The 17,339-nt window shown below is 71.8% G+C and carries 16 protein-coding genes; 12 read left to right on the forward strand and 4 right to left on the reverse strand.

The window, feature by feature from the left end; all coding sequences use genetic code 11:
- Positions 1 to 13 precede the first annotated feature (13 nt).
- The 7 genes from ACXJKF_RS11245 to ACXJKF_RS11275 all read left to right on the forward strand — a co-directional run bounded on the left by ACXJKF_RS11245 (position 14) and on the right by ACXJKF_RS11275 (position 7,049).
- A complete protein-coding gene (locus tag ACXJKF_RS11245) occupies positions 14 to 1,825 on the forward strand; it encodes an FAD-dependent oxidoreductase (protein ID WP_456787803.1) in 1,812 nt (603 codons plus the stop codon).
- Between the two features lie 101 nt (positions 1,826 to 1,926).
- Positions 1,927 to 2,625, forward strand: a complete 699-nt coding sequence (locus ACXJKF_RS11250) for an MIP/aquaporin family protein (protein WP_456787848.1) — start codon at positions 1,927 to 1,929, stop codon at positions 2,623 to 2,625.
- A 107-nt stretch (positions 2,626 to 2,732) separates the two neighbouring features.
- Complete coding sequence (gene glpK, locus ACXJKF_RS11255) at positions 2,733 to 4,256, forward strand: glycerol kinase GlpK (protein ID WP_456787804.1); 1,524 nt, start codon at positions 2,733 to 2,735, stop codon at positions 4,254 to 4,256.
- Positions 4,257 to 4,385: 129 nt separating this feature from the next.
- The gene (locus ACXJKF_RS11260; protein WP_456787805.1) at positions 4,386 to 5,408 is read left to right on the forward strand and encodes a hypothetical protein; all 1,023 of its coding nucleotides are present in this window, start codon (positions 4,386 to 4,388) and stop codon (positions 5,406 to 5,408) included.
- Complete coding sequence (locus ACXJKF_RS11265; protein WP_456787806.1) at positions 5,387 to 5,776, forward strand: hypothetical protein; 390 nt, start codon at positions 5,387 to 5,389, stop codon at positions 5,774 to 5,776. The genes ACXJKF_RS11260 and ACXJKF_RS11265 overlap by 22 nt, the downstream gene beginning before the upstream one ends.
- Positions 5,773 to 6,252, forward strand: a complete 480-nt coding sequence (locus ACXJKF_RS11270) for a hypothetical protein (protein WP_456787807.1) — start codon at positions 5,773 to 5,775, stop codon at positions 6,250 to 6,252. Before ACXJKF_RS11265 ends, ACXJKF_RS11270 begins: the two co-directional genes overlap by 4 nt.
- Positions 6,249 to 7,049, forward strand: coding sequence for a hypothetical protein (locus ACXJKF_RS11275; protein WP_456787808.1), 801 nt, complete (start codon positions 6,249 to 6,251; stop codon positions 7,047 to 7,049). Before ACXJKF_RS11270 ends, ACXJKF_RS11275 begins: the two co-directional genes overlap by 4 nt.
- A gap of 9 nt (positions 7,050 to 7,058) precedes the next feature.
- Here ACXJKF_RS11275 and ACXJKF_RS11280 read toward each other — a convergent pair whose 3' ends face one another.
- On the reverse strand, positions 7,059 to 7,364 hold the full coding sequence (locus ACXJKF_RS11280; protein WP_456787809.1) for a hypothetical protein: 306 nt from the start codon (positions 7,362 to 7,364) through the stop codon (positions 7,059 to 7,061).
- A 9-nt stretch (positions 7,365 to 7,373) separates the two neighbouring features.
- Entirely contained in the window at positions 7,374 to 9,671 is a 2,298-nt protein-coding gene (locus ACXJKF_RS11285; protein WP_456787810.1) for an MMPL family transporter, read from the reverse strand.
- 71 nt (positions 9,672 to 9,742) lie between these two features.
- On the opposite strand from ACXJKF_RS11285, the gene ACXJKF_RS11290 reads away from it, so the two are divergent.
- Positions 9,743 to 10,333 (forward strand): TetR/AcrR family transcriptional regulator, encoded by a 591-nt coding sequence (locus ACXJKF_RS11290; RefSeq protein ID WP_456787811.1) that lies wholly within the window; start codon positions 9,743 to 9,745, stop codon positions 10,331 to 10,333.
- A gap of 149 nt (positions 10,334 to 10,482) precedes the next feature.
- Here ACXJKF_RS11290 and ACXJKF_RS11295 read toward each other — a convergent pair whose 3' ends face one another.
- A complete protein-coding gene (locus ACXJKF_RS11295) occupies positions 10,483 to 11,238 on the reverse strand; it encodes an SDR family NAD(P)-dependent oxidoreductase (protein ID WP_456787812.1) in 756 nt (251 codons plus the stop codon).
- 125 nt (positions 11,239 to 11,363) lie between these two features.
- Here ACXJKF_RS11295 and ACXJKF_RS11300 point away from each other — a divergent pair, with 125 nt between their 5' ends.
- From ACXJKF_RS11300 to ACXJKF_RS11315, 4 genes are all read left to right on the forward strand, one after another.
- Positions 11,364 to 12,155, forward strand: a complete 792-nt coding sequence (locus ACXJKF_RS11300; RefSeq protein ID WP_456787813.1) for an exodeoxyribonuclease III — start codon at positions 11,364 to 11,366, stop codon at positions 12,153 to 12,155.
- 52 nt (positions 12,156 to 12,207) lie between these two features.
- Positions 12,208 to 13,428: a DUF4190 domain-containing protein gene (locus tag ACXJKF_RS11305; protein ID WP_456787814.1), complete on the forward strand. Its 1,221-nt coding sequence runs from the start codon at positions 12,208 to 12,210 to the stop codon at positions 13,426 to 13,428.
- Positions 13,429 to 13,466: 38 nt separating this feature from the next.
- Positions 13,467 to 14,102: a DUF4190 domain-containing protein gene (locus tag ACXJKF_RS11310; protein WP_456787815.1), complete on the forward strand. Its 636-nt coding sequence runs from the start codon at positions 13,467 to 13,469 to the stop codon at positions 14,100 to 14,102.
- Between the two features lie 82 nt (positions 14,103 to 14,184).
- A complete protein-coding gene (locus tag ACXJKF_RS11315; protein WP_456787816.1) occupies positions 14,185 to 16,422 on the forward strand; it encodes an aryl-beta-d-glycosidase in 2,238 nt (745 codons plus the stop codon).
- 145 nt (positions 16,423 to 16,567) lie between these two features.
- Here the strand turns inward: ACXJKF_RS11315 and ACXJKF_RS11320 are convergent, their stop codons facing one another.
- A complete protein-coding gene (locus tag ACXJKF_RS11320; protein WP_456787817.1) occupies positions 16,568 to 17,194 on the reverse strand; it encodes a TetR/AcrR family transcriptional regulator in 627 nt (208 codons plus the stop codon).
- Positions 17,195 to 17,339: the final 145 nt, after the last annotated feature.

The following is a 17,339-nucleotide window of genomic DNA, read 5'->3' on the forward strand; positions in this document are numbered from 1 at the left end:
GGGGGTACGACGGATGAGGACCGCGCCGCTGACGGCCCAGGCACGACAGGACGCACTCGACGCGATGCGTGGGAGTGCTGAACGCGGGAACGAGCTGGACGTCCTCGTGATCGGTGGCGGCGTCACCGGGGCGGGGATCGCGCTCGACGCGGTGAGCCGAGGACTGTCCACGGCGATCGTCGAGGCGCAGGACTGGGCCAGCGGCACGTCCAGCCGGTCCAGCAAGCTGGTGCACGGCGGTCTGCGCTACCTGCAGATGCTCGACTTCCACCTGGTCCGCGAGGCGCTCACCGAGCGTGACCTGCTGATCAACCGCCTGGCACCGCACCTGGTCAAGCCGGTCAGCTTCCTGTACCCGCTGGAGAACCGCGTCTGGGAGCGGGCCTACGTCGGCGCCGGCGTGGCCCTCTACGACACGCTGGCGTCGGTCACCGGCTCGAAGCGCGCGCTCCCCATCCACCGGCACCTGACCCGCAAGGGCATGGAGCGGCTCTTCCCGGACCTGCGGCACGACGCCGCGATCGGCGCGGTCCGGTACTGGGACGCCAGCGTCGACGACGCCCGCCTCGTCGAGACCCTCGTGCGCACCGCCGTCAGCTACGGCGCGCACGCCGCCTCCCGCACGCAGGTGGCGGACCTGCAGACCACCACGGGCGGCGCGGTCACCGGCGCCGAGGTGGTGGACCTGGAGACCGGCGAGCACATCGACGTCCGGGCGCGGGCCGTCATCAACGCGACCGGCGTGTGGACCGAGCAGACCGAGTCGCTGGCGGGGGCCGAGGGCGGGCTGCGCGTGCTGGCCAGCAAGGGCGTGCACATCGTCGTGCCGCGCAGCCGCATCGCCGGCGACGTCGGGCTGATCCTGCAGACCGAGAAGTCGGTGCTGTTCATCATCCCGTGGTCGCGGTACTGGGTGATCGGCACCACGGACACGCCCTGGGAGCAGGAGCTGGTGCACCCCGTCGCGACGAGCGCGGACATCGACTACGTCATCGAGCACGCCAACGCGGTGCTGTCCCGGCCGATCACGCGCGACGACATCATCGGCACCTGGGCCGGACTGCGTCCGCTTCTCCAGCCGCAGGTCAAGGCCGGCACCAGCTCCGCCAAGGTCTCGCGCGAGCACACGGTGGCCGCCCCCGCGCCGGGCCTGACGGTCATCGCCGGCGGCAAGCTCACCACCTACCGCGTGATGGCCAAGGACGCGGTCGACTTCGCCATCGGCAGCCGCGCCACCAGCCTGCCGTCCATCACGCACGACCTGCCGCTGGTGGGCGCCGAGGGCCTCCAGGTGTTCCAGCGCCAGGCCCGGGCGATCAGCCAGAAGTACGGCTGGACCCGCCCGCGCATGGACCACCTGCTGCACCGCTACGGCTCGCTGCTGGGCGAGCTCATCGACCTCGTCGACGCCGACCCGGCCCTGGCCGAGCCGCTGCAGGGCGCCGACGCGTACATCGGCGCCGAGATCGTCTACGCCGCCAGCCACGAGGGTGCGCTGCACCTGGACGACGTCCTCATGCACCGCACCCGGCTCAACTACGAGCAGGCCGACAAGGGCCTGGGCGCGATCGAGGAGATCGCCGACCTCGTCGCCCCCGTGCTCGGCTGGGACGCGCACACGCGCAGCCGGGAGATCGAGGCGTACCGCGCGCGGTGCGAGGCGGAGGACGCCGCCGCGCAGGAGCTGGACGACGCGGAGGCCGTGAAGGTACGGCTGCGCGCCGGCGACGTGTCGCCGATGCTCGACGAGGGGGCGGCCACGGGAGCCGGCACCAAGCCGGGATCACCCGCGGGGAAGGGATCGTCCGGACCCGTCGGGACCTGAAGACTCCCCGCGGCCATCCGCGGGGCGCACGTGACAACGATGTCCGTCAGAAAGGGTCGACAGTGGACTACACAATAGGTGACGCCTTCGTCTCGGAGGTGATGGGTACCGGCATGCTGATCCTGCTCGGCGCCGGTGTGGTCGCGAACGTCATCTTGCCGAAGAACAAGGGTTTCGACGGCGGCTGGCTCCTCATCAACTTCGGATGGGGCCTCGCGGTCTTCTCGGGTGTGTACGTCGCGTTCAAGTCGGGGGCGCACCTGAACCCCGCGGTGACCATGGGCATCTGGACGAGTGGGGCGGAGGAGTTCGCACCCGGCATCCCCGTGACGGCGGCGAACGGCTTCCTCTACGTCACAGCCCAGATGGCCGGTGCCGCGATAGGTGCCGCACTCGCCTTCCTCGCCTACAAGAAGCACTTCGACGAGGATGCCGACCCGGGCACCAAGCTCGCCGTCTTCTCCACCGGTCCCGCCATCCGCTCCTACGGCTGGAACTTCTTCACCGAGGCCATCGCCACGTTCGTCCTCGTCTTCGTCATCCTCGCGTTCGCGAAGACGCCCGCCGCCCTCGGGGCGATCCCTGTCGCCCTCCTCGTGGTCGGCATCGGCGCCAGCCTCGGTGGCCCCACCGGCTATGCCATCAACCCCGCGCGTGACCTCGGTCCGCGCATCGCGCACGCCCTCCTGCCCATCCGGGGCAAGGGCGTGAGCGACTGGGGGTACTCCTGGGTGCCGGTCCTCGGCCCCCTCGTCGGCGGCGCGATCGCCGGCCTCGTGGCGTCCGTCTACATCGGCTGACGTCACATCGGCTGACGCCACAGCACAGTCGTCCCCCGTCCGGGCGGCGCTCCACACCCCCCGCGAGCGCCGTCCGGGCCACCCGAACCACCGGAGGAATCTTCACCATGCCCGACACCAAGTACGTCCTTGCCATCGACCAGGGCACCACGAGCTCCCGCGCGATCGTCTTCGACCACTCCGGCCAGATCGTCGAGACCGGGCAGATCGAGCACGAGCAGATCTTCCCGCGCGCCGGCTGGGTCGAGCACAACGCCGAGGAGATCTGGAAGAACGTCCGTGAGGTGGTCGGTCTCGCGCTGACCCGTGCCAACCTCACCTACAAGGACCTCGCCGCGGTCGGCATCACCAACCAGCGCGAGACGGCGGTGGTCTGGGACCGGACCACCGGTAAGCCGGTCTACAACGCGATCGTCTGGCAGGACACGCGCACGCAGAAGATCGCCGAGGAGCTGGGGGCGCTCGGCGGCGGTGCGGAGCGGTACAAGGCCAAGGTCGGCCTGCCGCTGGCCACCTACTTCTCGGGCCCGAAGGTCAAGTGGATCCTCGACAACGTGGAGGGTGCCCGCGCCAAGGCGGAGGCCGGTGACCTGGCGTTCGGCAACACCGACTCGTGGGTGCTGTGGAACATGACCGGCGGGGTCGACGGCGGCGTGCACGTCACCGACCCGACCAACGCGTCGCGCACCATGCTGATGGACCTCGAGACGCTGTCCTGGGACGCGGACATCGCCGCGGACATGGGCATCCCGCTGTCGATGCTGCCCGAGATCAGGTCGTCGTCCGAGGTGTACGGGACGGGCCGCGAGGGTGGCATGGTCCCGGGTGTGCCGATCGCCGGCATCCTCGGCGACCAGCAGGCCGCCACCTTCGGGCAGGCGTGCTTCGAGGTCGGCATGGCCAAGAACACCTACGGCACCGGCAACTTCATGCTGATCAACACGGGCACGTCGCCGGTCCCGTCGAAGAACGGTCTGCTGACGACGGTCTGCTACAAGATCGGCGACCAGCCGACCGTGTACGCGCTCGAGGGCTCGATCGCCGTGAGCGGCTCGCTCGTCCAGTGGCTGCGCGACAACCTCGGCATCATCTCGTCGGCACCCGAGATCGAGGAGCTGGCCAAGACCGTCGACGACAACGGTGGCGCGTACTTCGTGCCGGCGTTCTCGGGCCTGTTCGCGCCGTACTGGCGGTCCGACGCCCGCGGCGCGCTCGTCGGCCTGACGCGGTACGTCAACAAGGGGCACATCGCCCGGGCCGCGCTCGAGGCGACGGCGTTCCAGACCCGCGAGGTCCTGGACGCGATGAACGCCGACTCGGGCGTCGACCTGACCGAGCTCAAGGTGGACGGCGGCATGGTCCAGGACGAGCTGCTCATGCAGTTCCAGGCGGACATCCTCGGCGTCCCCGTGGTCCGGCCGAAGGTCGCGGAGACCACCGCCCTGGGCGCGGCCTACGCGGCCGGCATCGCCGTCGGGTTCTGGAGCGGTGAGCAGGACGTCATCGACAACTGGGCCGAGGACAAGCGCTGGGAGCCGGCCATGGCCGACGACGAGCGCGACCGGCAGTACCGGAACTGGAAGAAGGCCGTCACCAAGACCTTCGACTGGGTCGACGACGACGTGAGCTGACCGACCGACGGGCGAGGGCCGGGGTGCGACGAGGCGCCCCGGCCTTCGTCTTGTGCACAACTCGGACACACCCGTCGGGTTGTCGGCTAGCCTCCGACGCGTTCATGCACATCAACGGGGGAGGGCTGCGTGGTCGTCTCGATCGACCCCGACGGCGTCCTGGCCGTGAGTGCTGCGACGCTCCTGGTCTCGCAAGACCTCTCGGAGCGCGGCCGAACGCTCCAGGCCGAGATCGACGCCGTCGACCACCTAGTCGGGTACCGGCCGATGTTCACCGGCCGCGTGAACGCCACCGTGGGGGATCTGGCCGAGCTGGCGGGATGGTCGCGCCAGCTGGTCATCACGTACATCGACGACGAGCGTCCCCTCCAGCAGCTCAAGACGTTGGGCTACTGGTTGCCCGACTTCAGCAAGCTCGGCTGGGACGGCGACATGATCGCCGGCCAGAACGTGGACAAGATCGCCCGGTCCGACGAGTTCGGGTCCTTCGTGCTCGGCACCGCGGGCGGCCTGCTGGAGCGGTACCGGCGCTACTCGTTCCTCCTGCCGACCGAGGGGGTCCCGGGACCGTCCCTCGCCGTCCGTGCTCCCGACGTCGTCTTCCGCGGGATGCCCTTCGTCCAGGGTGCTCCCGGGCAGCTCCTTCTCCCCCAGTTCAGCTCGGTCGACCCCGATGTCCGGCGCATCTACGACGCCGCGGACAGCTCGCACACCCTCGTGGACCGGCACGCTCTCACCGCTGAGCCGACGCTCGGACGACCGCCCGCCTGGGCCCGGGTCGGTGGGAAGACACTGGGCGTCGCAGGGATCGGCCTGACGGTCTACGACTCCTACATGTCCCAGTGGGAGCAGGACGCCACCTACCACCCCGAGTGGGACACCGGCGAGCGCGTCGCGAGCGCCGGGTACAACGCGGTGGCCGAGGGTGGTGGTGCCATCGCGGGCGGGATCTACGGCGCGCAGCTCGGTGCCGCACTGGGATCGTTCATCCCGATCCCGATCGTGGGGACGGTCGGGGGAGCCCTCATCGGCGGTGCCATAGGCGCGTTCGTCGGCAGCAAGGCGGGCAAGGTCGCCGGAGACGCCCTGCTGGAGGTCGGCGAACTCGGAGTGGACAAGGCGAAGGACGTATGGAACTCACTGTTCGGCTGACGACCGAGGCCGTCCCCGGCTCCATCGCCGGAGGGTATGCCATCGGCGCCGTGTGCGGCGCCGTCTTCCTCGGCATCGGTGTCGCCCACTACGCGGGTGTGGGGAAGTCGATGGCGGGCTTCTGGTTGTTCACCACCACCAACGTGCTCGCCCTCGCGTGGCTCGGCGCTGGGGTGCTCGTCGGCGTGGCATCGGTCGCGGTGCTCGACGGAGACGGCACCGTCAGGACGGTGCTCGGCCTGCTCCTCTCCTTCGCCGCCGTGACGTCGTGGCTCGTTGGGGTCGTCGGCATCTTCTGGCTCCCCCGTCGCCTCAGGCCGCGCTGGCACCGCGAGTCGCACCCCCCACGACGGAAGGCACGACGATGACGGAGCCCCTGAACCCGACGGTCACCGGGGGAGGTGTGACGCTGGTGGTGCCGCAGGACTGGGAGCAGGTCGACCTCCCCGGCACCCAGCTGGCGATCGCCGGACCCCCGTTCGTCCTCGATGCGGACGGGACCACGTTCCGGCCGTCGATGAACGTGCTGGTCGCCGACGCGGCGCCGGAGGCGGACATCCGCATGCTCGGTACGGAGGCTGTCGCAGCAGCGCACGTCGTGGCCGAGGGCGTCCACGTGCTCGCCTACGACATGTGGGCGTCACCCGACGAGAAGCGCGGTCGACGCCTCCAGTTCACGTACCAGCAGGGCGACGTGCCGCTCTACGTCGTGCAGTGGATCGTCTTGCGCGACGCGGTCGTCACCACCCTCACCGCGACCTACCCGGTCGCCCAGCTGTTGCGGGTCCACCAGCTGTGCGAGGACGTCGCCTCGCTCGCACTGGGACCGCGGCCCGCCCGATGAGCGCCCCCCTGCCCAGGTTCGACCCTTATCTCGCGTCCGTCGGGGAACAGGTCGAGGACATCTCCCGCATCGCGGCGGCCCAGCCGTTCCGGAGCCGGGGACCGTCGCTCCCCCGCGACGACCTTGACCTCCTGGTCCGCGCCACCCGGGCGAAGCTGCGCAAGTTCCGCGCGACGCCGGCGCTCCTGGATGCCGGTCTCATGGACGACCAGGGTCCGACCAGCGACGGCCGCACTGTCGCGAGGCTGCTCCAGGTGCCCGCCGGTCGCCTCCACCTCGAGTCGGGTCGCGGACGAGCCCCGTTGACGCTCGATGTCTACGTCCACGGCACTCGCGCGATTGCGCTGTCCACCGTCTCGCCTGCGGCGCTGGTGGACGTGCTGCACGGGGACGACCTGCTCGCGGCCGCGACGACGGTTGGGGTCGACATCGTCGCCTCGTCAGCCGTCCCGGCTCACATCGCCGCCTGGGTCGGCCTCGCACCGGCATGGAGCCTGGGCACGTCCCCGGTCGAGATCGCTGAGGCCACCGTGATGGCACGCGTCGACGACCCGTCGACACCTCCGCCTCCGGACGCGGACGCTGCCCTGCGCTACGTCTGGGAACAGCCCTGGTTCCTTTTGACCATGACGACCGCACCGTTCCAGCGAGGACTCTTCGTGGTCAACGCCGGGCCGGCGGGGCAGTTCGTCGTGAACGCGACGACGAAGCGAGGCGTCTACGTTTTCCAGGCGTTCCACTCCTCCGTGGTGTGGCTCACCCTCGTCGACACGGTGGCGCTGGCTAGCGACGTCTGACCGGGCGCGTCAGCCCGTGGCCAGCGCGCGTTCGAGGGTGTCGGCCTCGATGTCCCGGCGACTTGCCTCGAACTCGCAGTCGTCCGCGAACCGGTCGACGTCCCGCCCCACCTGCGCGAGATCGAGACTGGCGACCGCGAGCCCGTCGGCGAAGCGGGTCGCGTTGGCACCGTCCCACAGCGTCACTGACGGCAGCGGGTACCGCTCCTGCAGGGTGGTGACGTCGTCGACGAGGGCGTATCCCTGCTCACGGATGCACAGCGCGGCTGCACGGAGCTGACGGGCCTGGTCACGGAGCGTCTGGAGGTCGGGCACCGCAGGAGCCTAGCGAGGATGGTCGGTCTCCGGTGCGGCGTGCGTGCCGTGCGTCACGTGGGCGTGGGCGGGCGGCTCGTCGACGGGGGTCGCGGCCGCGTGCGAGCCGGTGCGCTCCAGCGCTGCACCCTCGATGTCCACGTTCGGGATGATCTTGTCGAGCCAGCGCGGGATCCACCAGGCGGCCTTCCCGAGCAGGGCCATCGCCGCCGGGATCATGGTCATGCGGACCACGAGCGCGTCGAACACGATCCCGATGGCCAGCGCGAACGCGATCGGGCCGATCTGTGCCGAGCCGCTGAACACGAAGCTCGAGAACACCGAGATCATGATCAGCGCCGCGGCCAGCACCACGCGGGCACCGTGGGCGAACCCGATGCGGACCGACGGGATCGGCTCGGCGCCGTGCACGTGCTCCTCACGCATCCGGGAGACCAGGAACACCTGGTAGTCCATCGCGAGCCCGAACAGCACACCGACCAGCAGGATCGGCAGGAAGCTGAGCAGCGGCCCGGTGGAGTCGACGTTGAACGCGGGAGCCAGCCACCCCCACTGGAACACGGCGGTCGTCGCACCGAACGAGGCGGCGATCGTCAGCAGGAAGCCCAGCACCGCGGTCACCGGCACCAGCAGCGACCGGAACGCGACCATCAGCAGGACGATCGCCAGCCCGACGACGATCAGCAGGAAGAGCGGGAACGCGTCCGCGAGCTTCTCGGTGATGTCGATGTTCGCCGCGGCGGCGCCGGTCACCCAGAGCTGCGTGCCGGTCGTGGTCTCGATGTCCGGGCGGGCGTCACGGATCGCGTGCACCAGGTCGGCGGTCTCCTCGGAGTCCGGGGCGCCGGTCGGGATGACGACGACGAGCGCCGCCTCGGCACCCTCGGCCGCGCCGGGCGCCGCGATCGGAGCGGCGTAGGCGACGTCGGGCAGGGCCGAGACTGACGCGACGACCTCCTCGACGGCACCGGGGAGGGCCGACGGGTCGTCGGCGGCGTCGACCAGGACCACGAGCGGGCCGTTGAAGCCCGGGCCGAATCCGTCGGCGAGCATCTCGTAGGCCGCACGGTCGCCCGAGCCCTCCGGCTCACGACCGGCGTTCGGCAGGCCGAGCCGCATGCTCAGCGCGGGCACCGCGATCGTGAGCAGCACGGCCGCCGCGACGAGCAGCGTGATGACGGGGTGCGACGTCGTGAAGACGCCCCAGCGGTTCTCCGCCGTGCGCGACTTCTCGGCCTGCTTGGCGGCGCGACCGCGCGGACGCAGACGCTCCCCGGCGAAGCCCATGATCGCCGGCAGCAGCGTGATGGCCACGAGGACGGCGATGACGACGGTGGCCGCCGCGGCCAGACCCATCGCGGACAGGAACGGGATGCCGGTCACGGTGAGGGCCGCGAGCGCGATGACGACGGTCGTGCCGGCGAAGACCACGGCGCTGCCGGCGGTGCCGACCGCGTGACCGGCCGACGCCTCCGGCGCCATCCCGTCGGCCAGCTGCTGGCGGTGCCGGGACAGCAGGAACAGCGCGTAGTCGATGCCGACCGCGAGGCCGAGCATGAGCGCGAGCGTCAGCGTCGAGGAGGAGATGTTCGCGATCCCCGACAGCGACAGCACGCCCGCGACCCCGATGCCGACACCGAGCAGCGCGGTGAGGATCGGCATGCCGGCCGCGAGGAGCGACCCGAAGGTCACGACGAGCACGATCAGCGCGACGACGAGCCCGATCGCCTCCATCGGTCCCGCGAGCTCGAGCGGGTGGGTGAACGGGCCGCCGGCCAGCGCGACCTCGTACCCGTCGGCCTCGAGGCTCGCCGCGGCGTCCTCGAGCGCTTCCGTGGTCGCGGCCGGGATGTCGTCGACCCCCACGCCGAACGACACATCCACGTACATGACGCTGCCGTCCGGGGCGACCGCCTGGGCGGTCACGGGGTCGGAGACCGCGACGACGTCCTCCGCGTCGGAGACGGGCGCGAGCGCGGTCAGGACGTCCGGGATCCCGGTGCCGGTGAGGAACGACTCACCCTCGGGCGCCGCGACGACGACGCGTGCGCTCGAGGTCTCGCCACCCTGCTGGGCGGACATGCTGCTGTCCGAGCCGACGTCGGCGGCCTGGTCGCCCAGCCGCTCCGCGACGAGCTCCTGCGCCCGCTGGGACTCGGTCCCCGGGATGGAGAACGAGTCCGAGATGTTCAGCCCGGACGCGACGGCTCCGAACGCGGCGGCGGCGAGCACCAGCAGCCACGCGACGAGCACGATCCAGCGGTGGCGGAAGCTTCCCCGGCCCAGACGGTCCAGCACGCGTGCCATGTTCACTCCTTGGTCGACGGTGCAGGATACCCGACAGGTGTCGGTTACTTGTCGGTGGCATCATGGGTCGGGTGACGATCCAGGACGAAGGCGCCCGGGTGGATCCGCGAGTGCTGCGCACCCGCCGACTGCTCCAGGATGCCCTGCTCTCGCTCGCACGGGAACGCGCCCTCGACGAGATCTCGGTCGCCGACGTCGCCGACCGCGCCACCGTGAACCGCAGCACCTTCTACCAGCACTACGACGACACCGACACGCTGCTGGCCGACGCCCTCGACGCGCAGGCCGCCCTCGTCGGCGCCGACCTCTCCCAGATCCACCCCGGCACCGGCACCGCGACGCCTCCGGACGTGCTGGTCCGCTACGCCACGCACGTCGCCGAGAACGTCGGCCTGTACCGCAGCGCGCTGGGCGAGCACGGCTCCCCCGTCGCCGTCACGCGGCTGCGCCGGCGCATCGCGGCGCTCGCGCTGGAGGGCCTGGAGCTGCACGGCGCGCCCCCGGCCCTGGCAGGGCTGCCCCGGCCGATCGCCGCGGCGGCGCTCGCCGGGTCGGTCATCGGGGTGCTCGTCGCGTGGCTGGAGCGCGACCCGCTGCCCCCCGCGCACGACGCGGCCTCCTGGGCGTGGTCGGCCGTCAGCGGCTGGCCGTCGGACGCCTGACCCACGCCCCACCGGCGTGCGCTCCGCAACGTCCGCACTCGTGCAGGCCCCACCCCGCCGGAGCGCGGACGTCGTCGATGCACAGACGCGAGCGTCCGCACTCGTGCAGGTCCCACCCCGCAGGAGTGCGGTCGTTGCCGGGGGTGGCGTCAGGTGAAGTACGCGCCGCCGTTGACGTCGAGGACCGTGCCCGTCACGAACGAGGCGCCCTCGGAGGCCAGGAAGACGACCGCCCCGGCGATGTCGTCGGGAGCACCCGCCCGGTTCAGCGCGGAGGCGGCGACCGCGGCACGCTGCGCCGGTTCCGGGGTGTACGTCGCGTGCAGCGGGGTGCCGCCGACGAACCCCGGCGCGACCACGTTCACGGTGATCCGTCGCGGCCCCAGCTCGCGCGCGAGCGCCCGGCTGAACCCCTCGAGCGCCGCCTTGGCCGTGGTGTAGGCGACCATCCCGGTGCCCCCGCCGCTGCGCGCCGCCTGGGCGCCGATCGTGATGATGCGACCGCCGTCGGGCATGACCGCGAGCGCCGACCGGCTCGCGTAGAAGGCCGACGACAGGTTGAGGTCGAGCACGCCGTGCCAGTGGGCGTCGTCCATCGCGGGGACGTTGCGCCGGTCGACCGGTCCGCCCACGTTGTTGACGAGGATGTCGATCCCGCCGCCGAGCGCTGCCGCGGCGTCGCCGACCGCCTTGTCGACGTCCCAGCTGCGGCGCAGGTCCACCTGGAACGACGCCGCGATCTGACCCGTCTCCTTGATCTCGGCGACGACGGCCGTGGCGTCGTGCGACAGGTGCGTGACGGCGACGTCGGCCCCTGCCCGCGCCAGGGCCAGCGCGACGGAACGTCCGATCCCGGAGGCGCCGCCGGTGACGAGCGCGCGGCGTCCGGTGAGCGCGTGCTCCACCTCGGTGCCCTCCTGTTGGACTGTTGTCCTGCACCGTACGGGAGCGGTTCCTCCCGCTCAACACCTGATTGTCCGAATCGTCCGGTCGGCTCAACGGTCGCCTGCTCCGGGTAGCGTCCTGCCCCATGCGCCTGGCCACCTGGAACATCAACTCGATCCGCGCGCGAGCGGACCGCGCCCTCGCCTTCCTGGAGCGGACGGGCGTCGACGTCCTCGCCCTGCAGGAGACCAAGTGCAAGGACGACCAGTTCCCGCGCGAGGGTTTCGAGGCGCTCGGCTACGAGGTGGCGACGACCGGGTTCAGCCAGTGGAACGGCGTCGCGATCATCTCGAAGGTCGGCATCGAGGACGTCGAGGTCGGGTTCCCCGGCATGCCCACGTGGGGCGACCCGGCTGCCGCGGAGGCTCGGGCGCTCGGCGCGACGTGCGGCGGTGTGCGGGTGTGGAGCCTGTACGTGCCCAACGGCCGCGAGCTCGAGGACCCCCACTACGCGTACAAGCTCGACTGGCTGGGCCGCCTGCGCGACGCCGCCGCGGGCTGGCTCGCCGCCGACGCCGACGCCCAGGTGGCCCTCGTCGGGGACTGGAACATCGCGCCGCTGGACACGGACGTCTGGGACATCGGCTTCTTCGCCGGCCGCACGCACGTGAGCCCCGCGGAGCGCGACGCGTTCACCGCGATCGCCGGGGCCGGGTACACCGAGGTCTCCCGGGTCCACCTTCCCGCCGAGCACACCTACACCTACTGGGACTACCAGCAGCTGCGGTTCCCCCGGAACGAGGGCATGCGCATCGACCTCACCTACGCCACGCCCGCGCTGGCCGCGCGGGTGACCGGGGCGACCATCGAGCGCAACGAGCGCAAGGGCAAGGCTCCCTCCGACCACGTGCCGGTCGTGCTCGACATCGCGGGGTGATGTCTGTGGAAAGGGGCGTCGTCGCGGGTGCGCGGTGGGCTACCGTGCGCGCATGAGCAACGAGCCTGGGGGGCCGGCTCCGGTTCCCGACCCCTACGCCGTCCCCGCCGACCCGACGCCGACCGTCCCCATCCCGCCCAGCGGGCACGAGGCCGTGGCGCCCAGCGGGTACGAGGCGGTGCTGACACCGGTCGGCGAGACCGCACCGACGGCTCCCTACGGCGTGCCGCCGACGCTCCCGCCGCAGTCCGGCCCCTACGCGACACCGACGCCCTACGGCCAGCAGCAGGCCGGCCCCGCGTCGCCCCCGTACGGCGCTCCGGCGCCGCAGCCTCAGTACGGCGCACCGGAGTACGGCGCACCGCAGTACGGCTCCCCGCAGCCGCAGTACGGCGCTCCGCAGTACGGGGCTCCGCAGCCGCAGTACGGCGCACCCCAGTACGGCGCACCCGGGTACGAGCAGGTGCCGCCGCCCTACGGCGGGCAGCCGTACGGGTACGGGCAGCCCTATGCCGCGCCGCCCACGGAGGGCATGGCGATCGCGTCGTTCGTCACCAGCACCGCCGGCCTGTTCATCCTCGGCGGGCTCTCGGGGCCGGTCGGGCTCGGGCTCGGCATCGCTGCGCTGCGCCGCATCAAGGTCTCTGGCAAGGCCGGCCGCGGCTGGGCCATCGCCGGCATCGTCATCGGTGCGGTCGGGATCCTCTGGATGCTCGCGATCGCCGCGTACATCGTGTTCGTCTTCTGGCTCATCGGCAGCACGGGGAGCTCGACCGGGATCCTGGACGAGTTCGAGCAGGGGATGGAGGAAGGGTTCGAGGACGGGCTGGACGACGGGACCGACGACGGCGCGACCGGCTCGGACGCCGGTGAGCAGCTGCCCGACTTCGCGCTGCGCACCGACCTCACCGCCGGCACCTGCCTGACCACGTACGCGTGGGAGTACGACATGACGGACACCGACCCCGTCGACTGCGCCGTCCCGCACGACGCCGAGGTCGTCGCCCTCGTCGAGCTGTCGGCCCCGGTGAGCCTCGACCCCGAGGACGTGTCGGACTCGGCGTTCAACGAGGCGTGGAGCTCCTGCGACACCCTCACGGAGGCCCTCGTCCCCGGCTACTTCGACAACGGCAACGTCGAGCTGTACTACCCGCACCCCGACGCCTTCGCCGGTGGCGGCACGACCGCCTACTGCGTGTACTACGGCGACGAGCCCGGCATGACCGGGTCGGCGGTCGCCGGCAGCCTCGTGCTCGCGGGCACGGGAGCGTAGTCCTGAGCGACCCCCGCGACCCGTACGGCTACCCGGCGGTGCACTACGCGCCCGGGTGGACCGAGCCGCGCGCCCGGGTGGAGCCGACGGCGGTCTGGTCGCTGGTCACCGGGATCCTCGGGCTCGGTCCGGTGGCCCTGGTGCTGGCGGTCGTGGCGTTCCGGCGTCTCGCGGCACGGCACACACGCGGGCGCGGCCTCGCGATCGCCGGGGCCGTCCTGGGTGTCGTCGGGACGATCGGCCTGGTGGTCGGGGTGACGGTCGCCGTGCTCACCGTGATGGGCACCCGGCCTCTGCCCGCGGACGTGCCCGCCGCCCGGGACGCGCGTGCGCAGCAGCTGGTCACCGGCAACTGCGTGCTGTCGGTGCCTGCCGACGGGCGGGTCGACACCGTGCGCGTGGTCCCGTGCGCGGAGTCGCACGAGGCCCAGGTGGTCACCGAGTTCACGTTCGCGCCGGAGGCGGTGTGGCCCGGCCAGCAGTCCGCCGACGCGCGGGTCGCCCGGGCGTGCGTGCTCGACGCGAGCGAGATCGAGGCCGGCGTCCGCACGGTGACCTGGTCCCCGACCGAGCGCTCGTGGTCGGGCGGCGACCGGGTGGGGCTGTGCCTGGCGGTCGTCGACGGCGGCGGGGTCACGGGCTCGTTCCTCGACGGGACTGCACGGCTGCCCTGACCGGCCTTCCTCGACTCTTACCACGTGGTAGGTAATGGGCTATGGTGGCGGACAACGAACCCCACCGAGGAGGTACCCCGCGATGACGCAGGTATTCGACGTCGAGCGTGTCCTGGCCCAGCTGACCCTGGAGGAGAAGGCGTCGCTGACGTCCGGCTCCGACTTCTGGCACACGGAGGGCGTCGAGCGCGTGGGCGTCCCGGCGGTCATGGTCACGGATGGCCCGCACGGCCTGCGCAAGCAGGCCGAGGACGCCGACCACCTCGGGCTCGGCGACTCGGTGCCGGCCACCTGCTTCCCGACGGCCGCCGCGCTGGGCTCGTCGTGGGACGTCGAGCTGGTCACCCGCGTCGGCGAGGCGCTCGGCCGGGAGACGCGTGCCAACGACGTCGCCGTGCTGCTGGGCCCGGGCGTCAACATCAAGCGGACCCCCCTGTGCGGTCGCAACTTCGAGTACGTGTCCGAGGACCCGGTGGTCGCCGGCGCGCTGGGCACCGCGATCGTGCGGGGCATCCAGAGCCAGGGCGTCGGGACGTCGCTCAAGCACTTCGCGGCGAACAACCAGGAGTCGGACCGCATGCGCGTGTCCGCCGAGATCGACGAGCGCACGCTGCGCGAGATCTACCTGCCGGCGTTCGAGCGCGTCGTGAAGGACGCGCAGCCGTGGACGGTCATGTGCGCGTACAACAAGGTCAACGGCACGTACGCGTCCGAGAACCACTGGCTCCTCACCGAGATCCTGCGCGACGAGTGGGCCTTCGAGGGGCTCGTCGTGTCCGACTGGGGCGCCGTGCACGACCGCGTCCCCGCCCTGGCGGCTGGCCTCGACCTGCAGATGCCCGCCGCGGGCCCGCGTCCCGACGAGGAGGTCGTGGCGGCCGTCCGCGAGGGCTCGCTCGACGAGGCGGTGCTCGACGTCGCCGCCCGCCGCGTGCTCCACCTGGTCGCCAGGTCCCTGCCCGGGATCGAGGCGGACGACACGTTCGACGTCGACGCCCACCACGAGCTCGCCCGCGAGGCCGCCGCCGCCGGGTCCGTGCTGCTGAAGAACGACGGCGGGCTGCTCCCGCTCGCGTCGGTCGAGGGCGTCGCCGTCATCGGTGAGTTCGCGCGCACCCCCCGCTACCAGGGTGCTGGCTCCTCGCAGGTCAACCCGACGCGACTCGACGCCCCGCTCGACGCCCTGCGGACGGCCGGCGACCTCGCGTTCGCCGCCGGGTTCACCATCGCAGGCGGGCCGGCCGGCGACGACGCCACGCTGCTCGCGGAGGCGGTGGAGGTCGCTCGTGCCGCGCAGACCGTCGTCGCGTTCCTCGGCCTGCCCGGTCCCGACGAGTCCGAGGGCTACGACCGCCCGCGCCTCGGGCTGCCCGACAACCAGGTCGCCACGCTCCGCGCGATCGCCGAGGTCAACCCGCGGGTCGTCGTGGTGCTCGCCAACGGCTCGGCGGTCAGCGTGACCGACTGGCGCGACCTCGCCCCGGCGATCCTCGAGACGTGGCTCGGCGGGCAGGCCGGCGGGTCGGCCGTCGCCGACCTGCTGCTCGGCGTCCGGTCGCCGTCCGGCCGGCTCACCGAGACGATCCCCCACCGCATCGAGGACACCCCCGCGTTCGGGAACTTCCCCGGCGAGGCCGGTGTCGTCCGCTACGGCGAGGGCGTCCTGGTGGGCTACCGCTGGTACGACACCCGTGCGATGGACGTCGCCTACCCGTTCGGCCACGGGCTGTCGTACACGACGTTCGCCTACGACGGGATCACGGCCTCGCTCGACGGCACGGACGTGTCCGTGCAGGTCACGGTCACCAACACGGGCTCCGTGGCGGGGTCCGAGGTGGTCCAGGTCTACGTCCGCGACCCCGAGGCCTCCGTCCTGCGGCCGACGCGCGAGCTCAAGGCGTTCGCCAAGGTGACGCTCGAGCCGGGCGAGTCCCGCGAGGTCACGTTCGGTCTGACCGGCCGCGACCTGTCCTACTGGCACCCCGGCCTGCACCGCTGGGTGGTCGAGGGCGGCGAGTTCGTGATCGAGGTCGGAGCGTCGTCGCGCGACCTCCGTGGGTCCGTGTCGCTCGACGTCGAGGGCGAGCCGCTCTGGGGCGAGCTCACGGTGATGTCGACGATCGAGGAGTGGTTCGCGCACCCGGTAGGCGGCCCGCTGCTGCAGGCGGCCCTGGTGCCGCCGGCCGACATGGGTCCGCTCGACGAGACCATGCAGGCGATGATCATGCAGATGCCCGCCAAGGTGATCGCCGAGTTCGGCCTGGCCGGCTTCGACCGCGAGGCGCTGGACACGCTCGTGGTCAAGGCCGCCGCCGGCTGACCCACCGAACGCACGAGTCGGCCCGTCCCGGCGGAGGGGTGATCACCGGGAGCCACCGTCGAGAACGTCGATTCGCCGCGAGAACGTCACTCTGAACTGACGTTCTCGCGGCGATCTGACGTTCTCGGCGGATCGGGGTGGCGCTTCAGTCCGTCAGCAGGCCGCGGAAGTGGGCGCGCAACGCCGCTGCCATGTCCGGGCGGGTGTCCGGGGTGTCGGCGGCGAGCAGCCACTGGATCTGCATGCCGTCCATCACCGCGACGGTGAGGCGGGCGGCGGTGAGCGGGTCGGTGCCGGGCCGGAGGCGGCCCTCGTCGCGCCAGCGCTCGAACCCGGTCAGGGTCATCGCGATGACCCGGCGGTACCGGTCCTGGAAGTACCCGTGCGCGGGGTGGTCGGGAGACGTGGCCTCGGCGGAGAGCGTCGCGTACAGCTCGACGATGCCCGGCCGTGCGGCGTTGCGGTCGATGAGCATCGCGAGGGCGTCGAAGTAGTCGTGCCCGGCGGCCAGGTTGGCCTCGAACGCGACCTCGTCGACCTCGTCGCGACGCTCCAGGACCGCCGCGAGCAGCACGGCCTTGCTGGAGAAGTGGTGCAGCAGGCCCGGGTGGGAGATGCCGACGCGGGAGGCCACCTCGCGCAGGGACGCGGTGTGGTAGCCGACCTCGCCGAACAGCTGCATGGCGGCGTCGAGGATCTCCTCGCGGGTCGCGCGGCCCTTCGCGTAGCCACCGGCGCGGGCGCTGGATGCGGTCGTGACCTCCGTCGTCATGGCGACAGGATCGCATGCGACGGCTAATTCCGACCAGATGGTAAGTACCGTCTTCCGTCAATCCCGACCGGGTGGTAACTTCCCTACTTACCACGTGGTCGGGATTCAATGATGGTCCCACCCGCCGTCCGACACAGGAGTCGAC

It is taken from the genome of Cellulomonas sp. P5_C5, assembly GCF_054049655.1.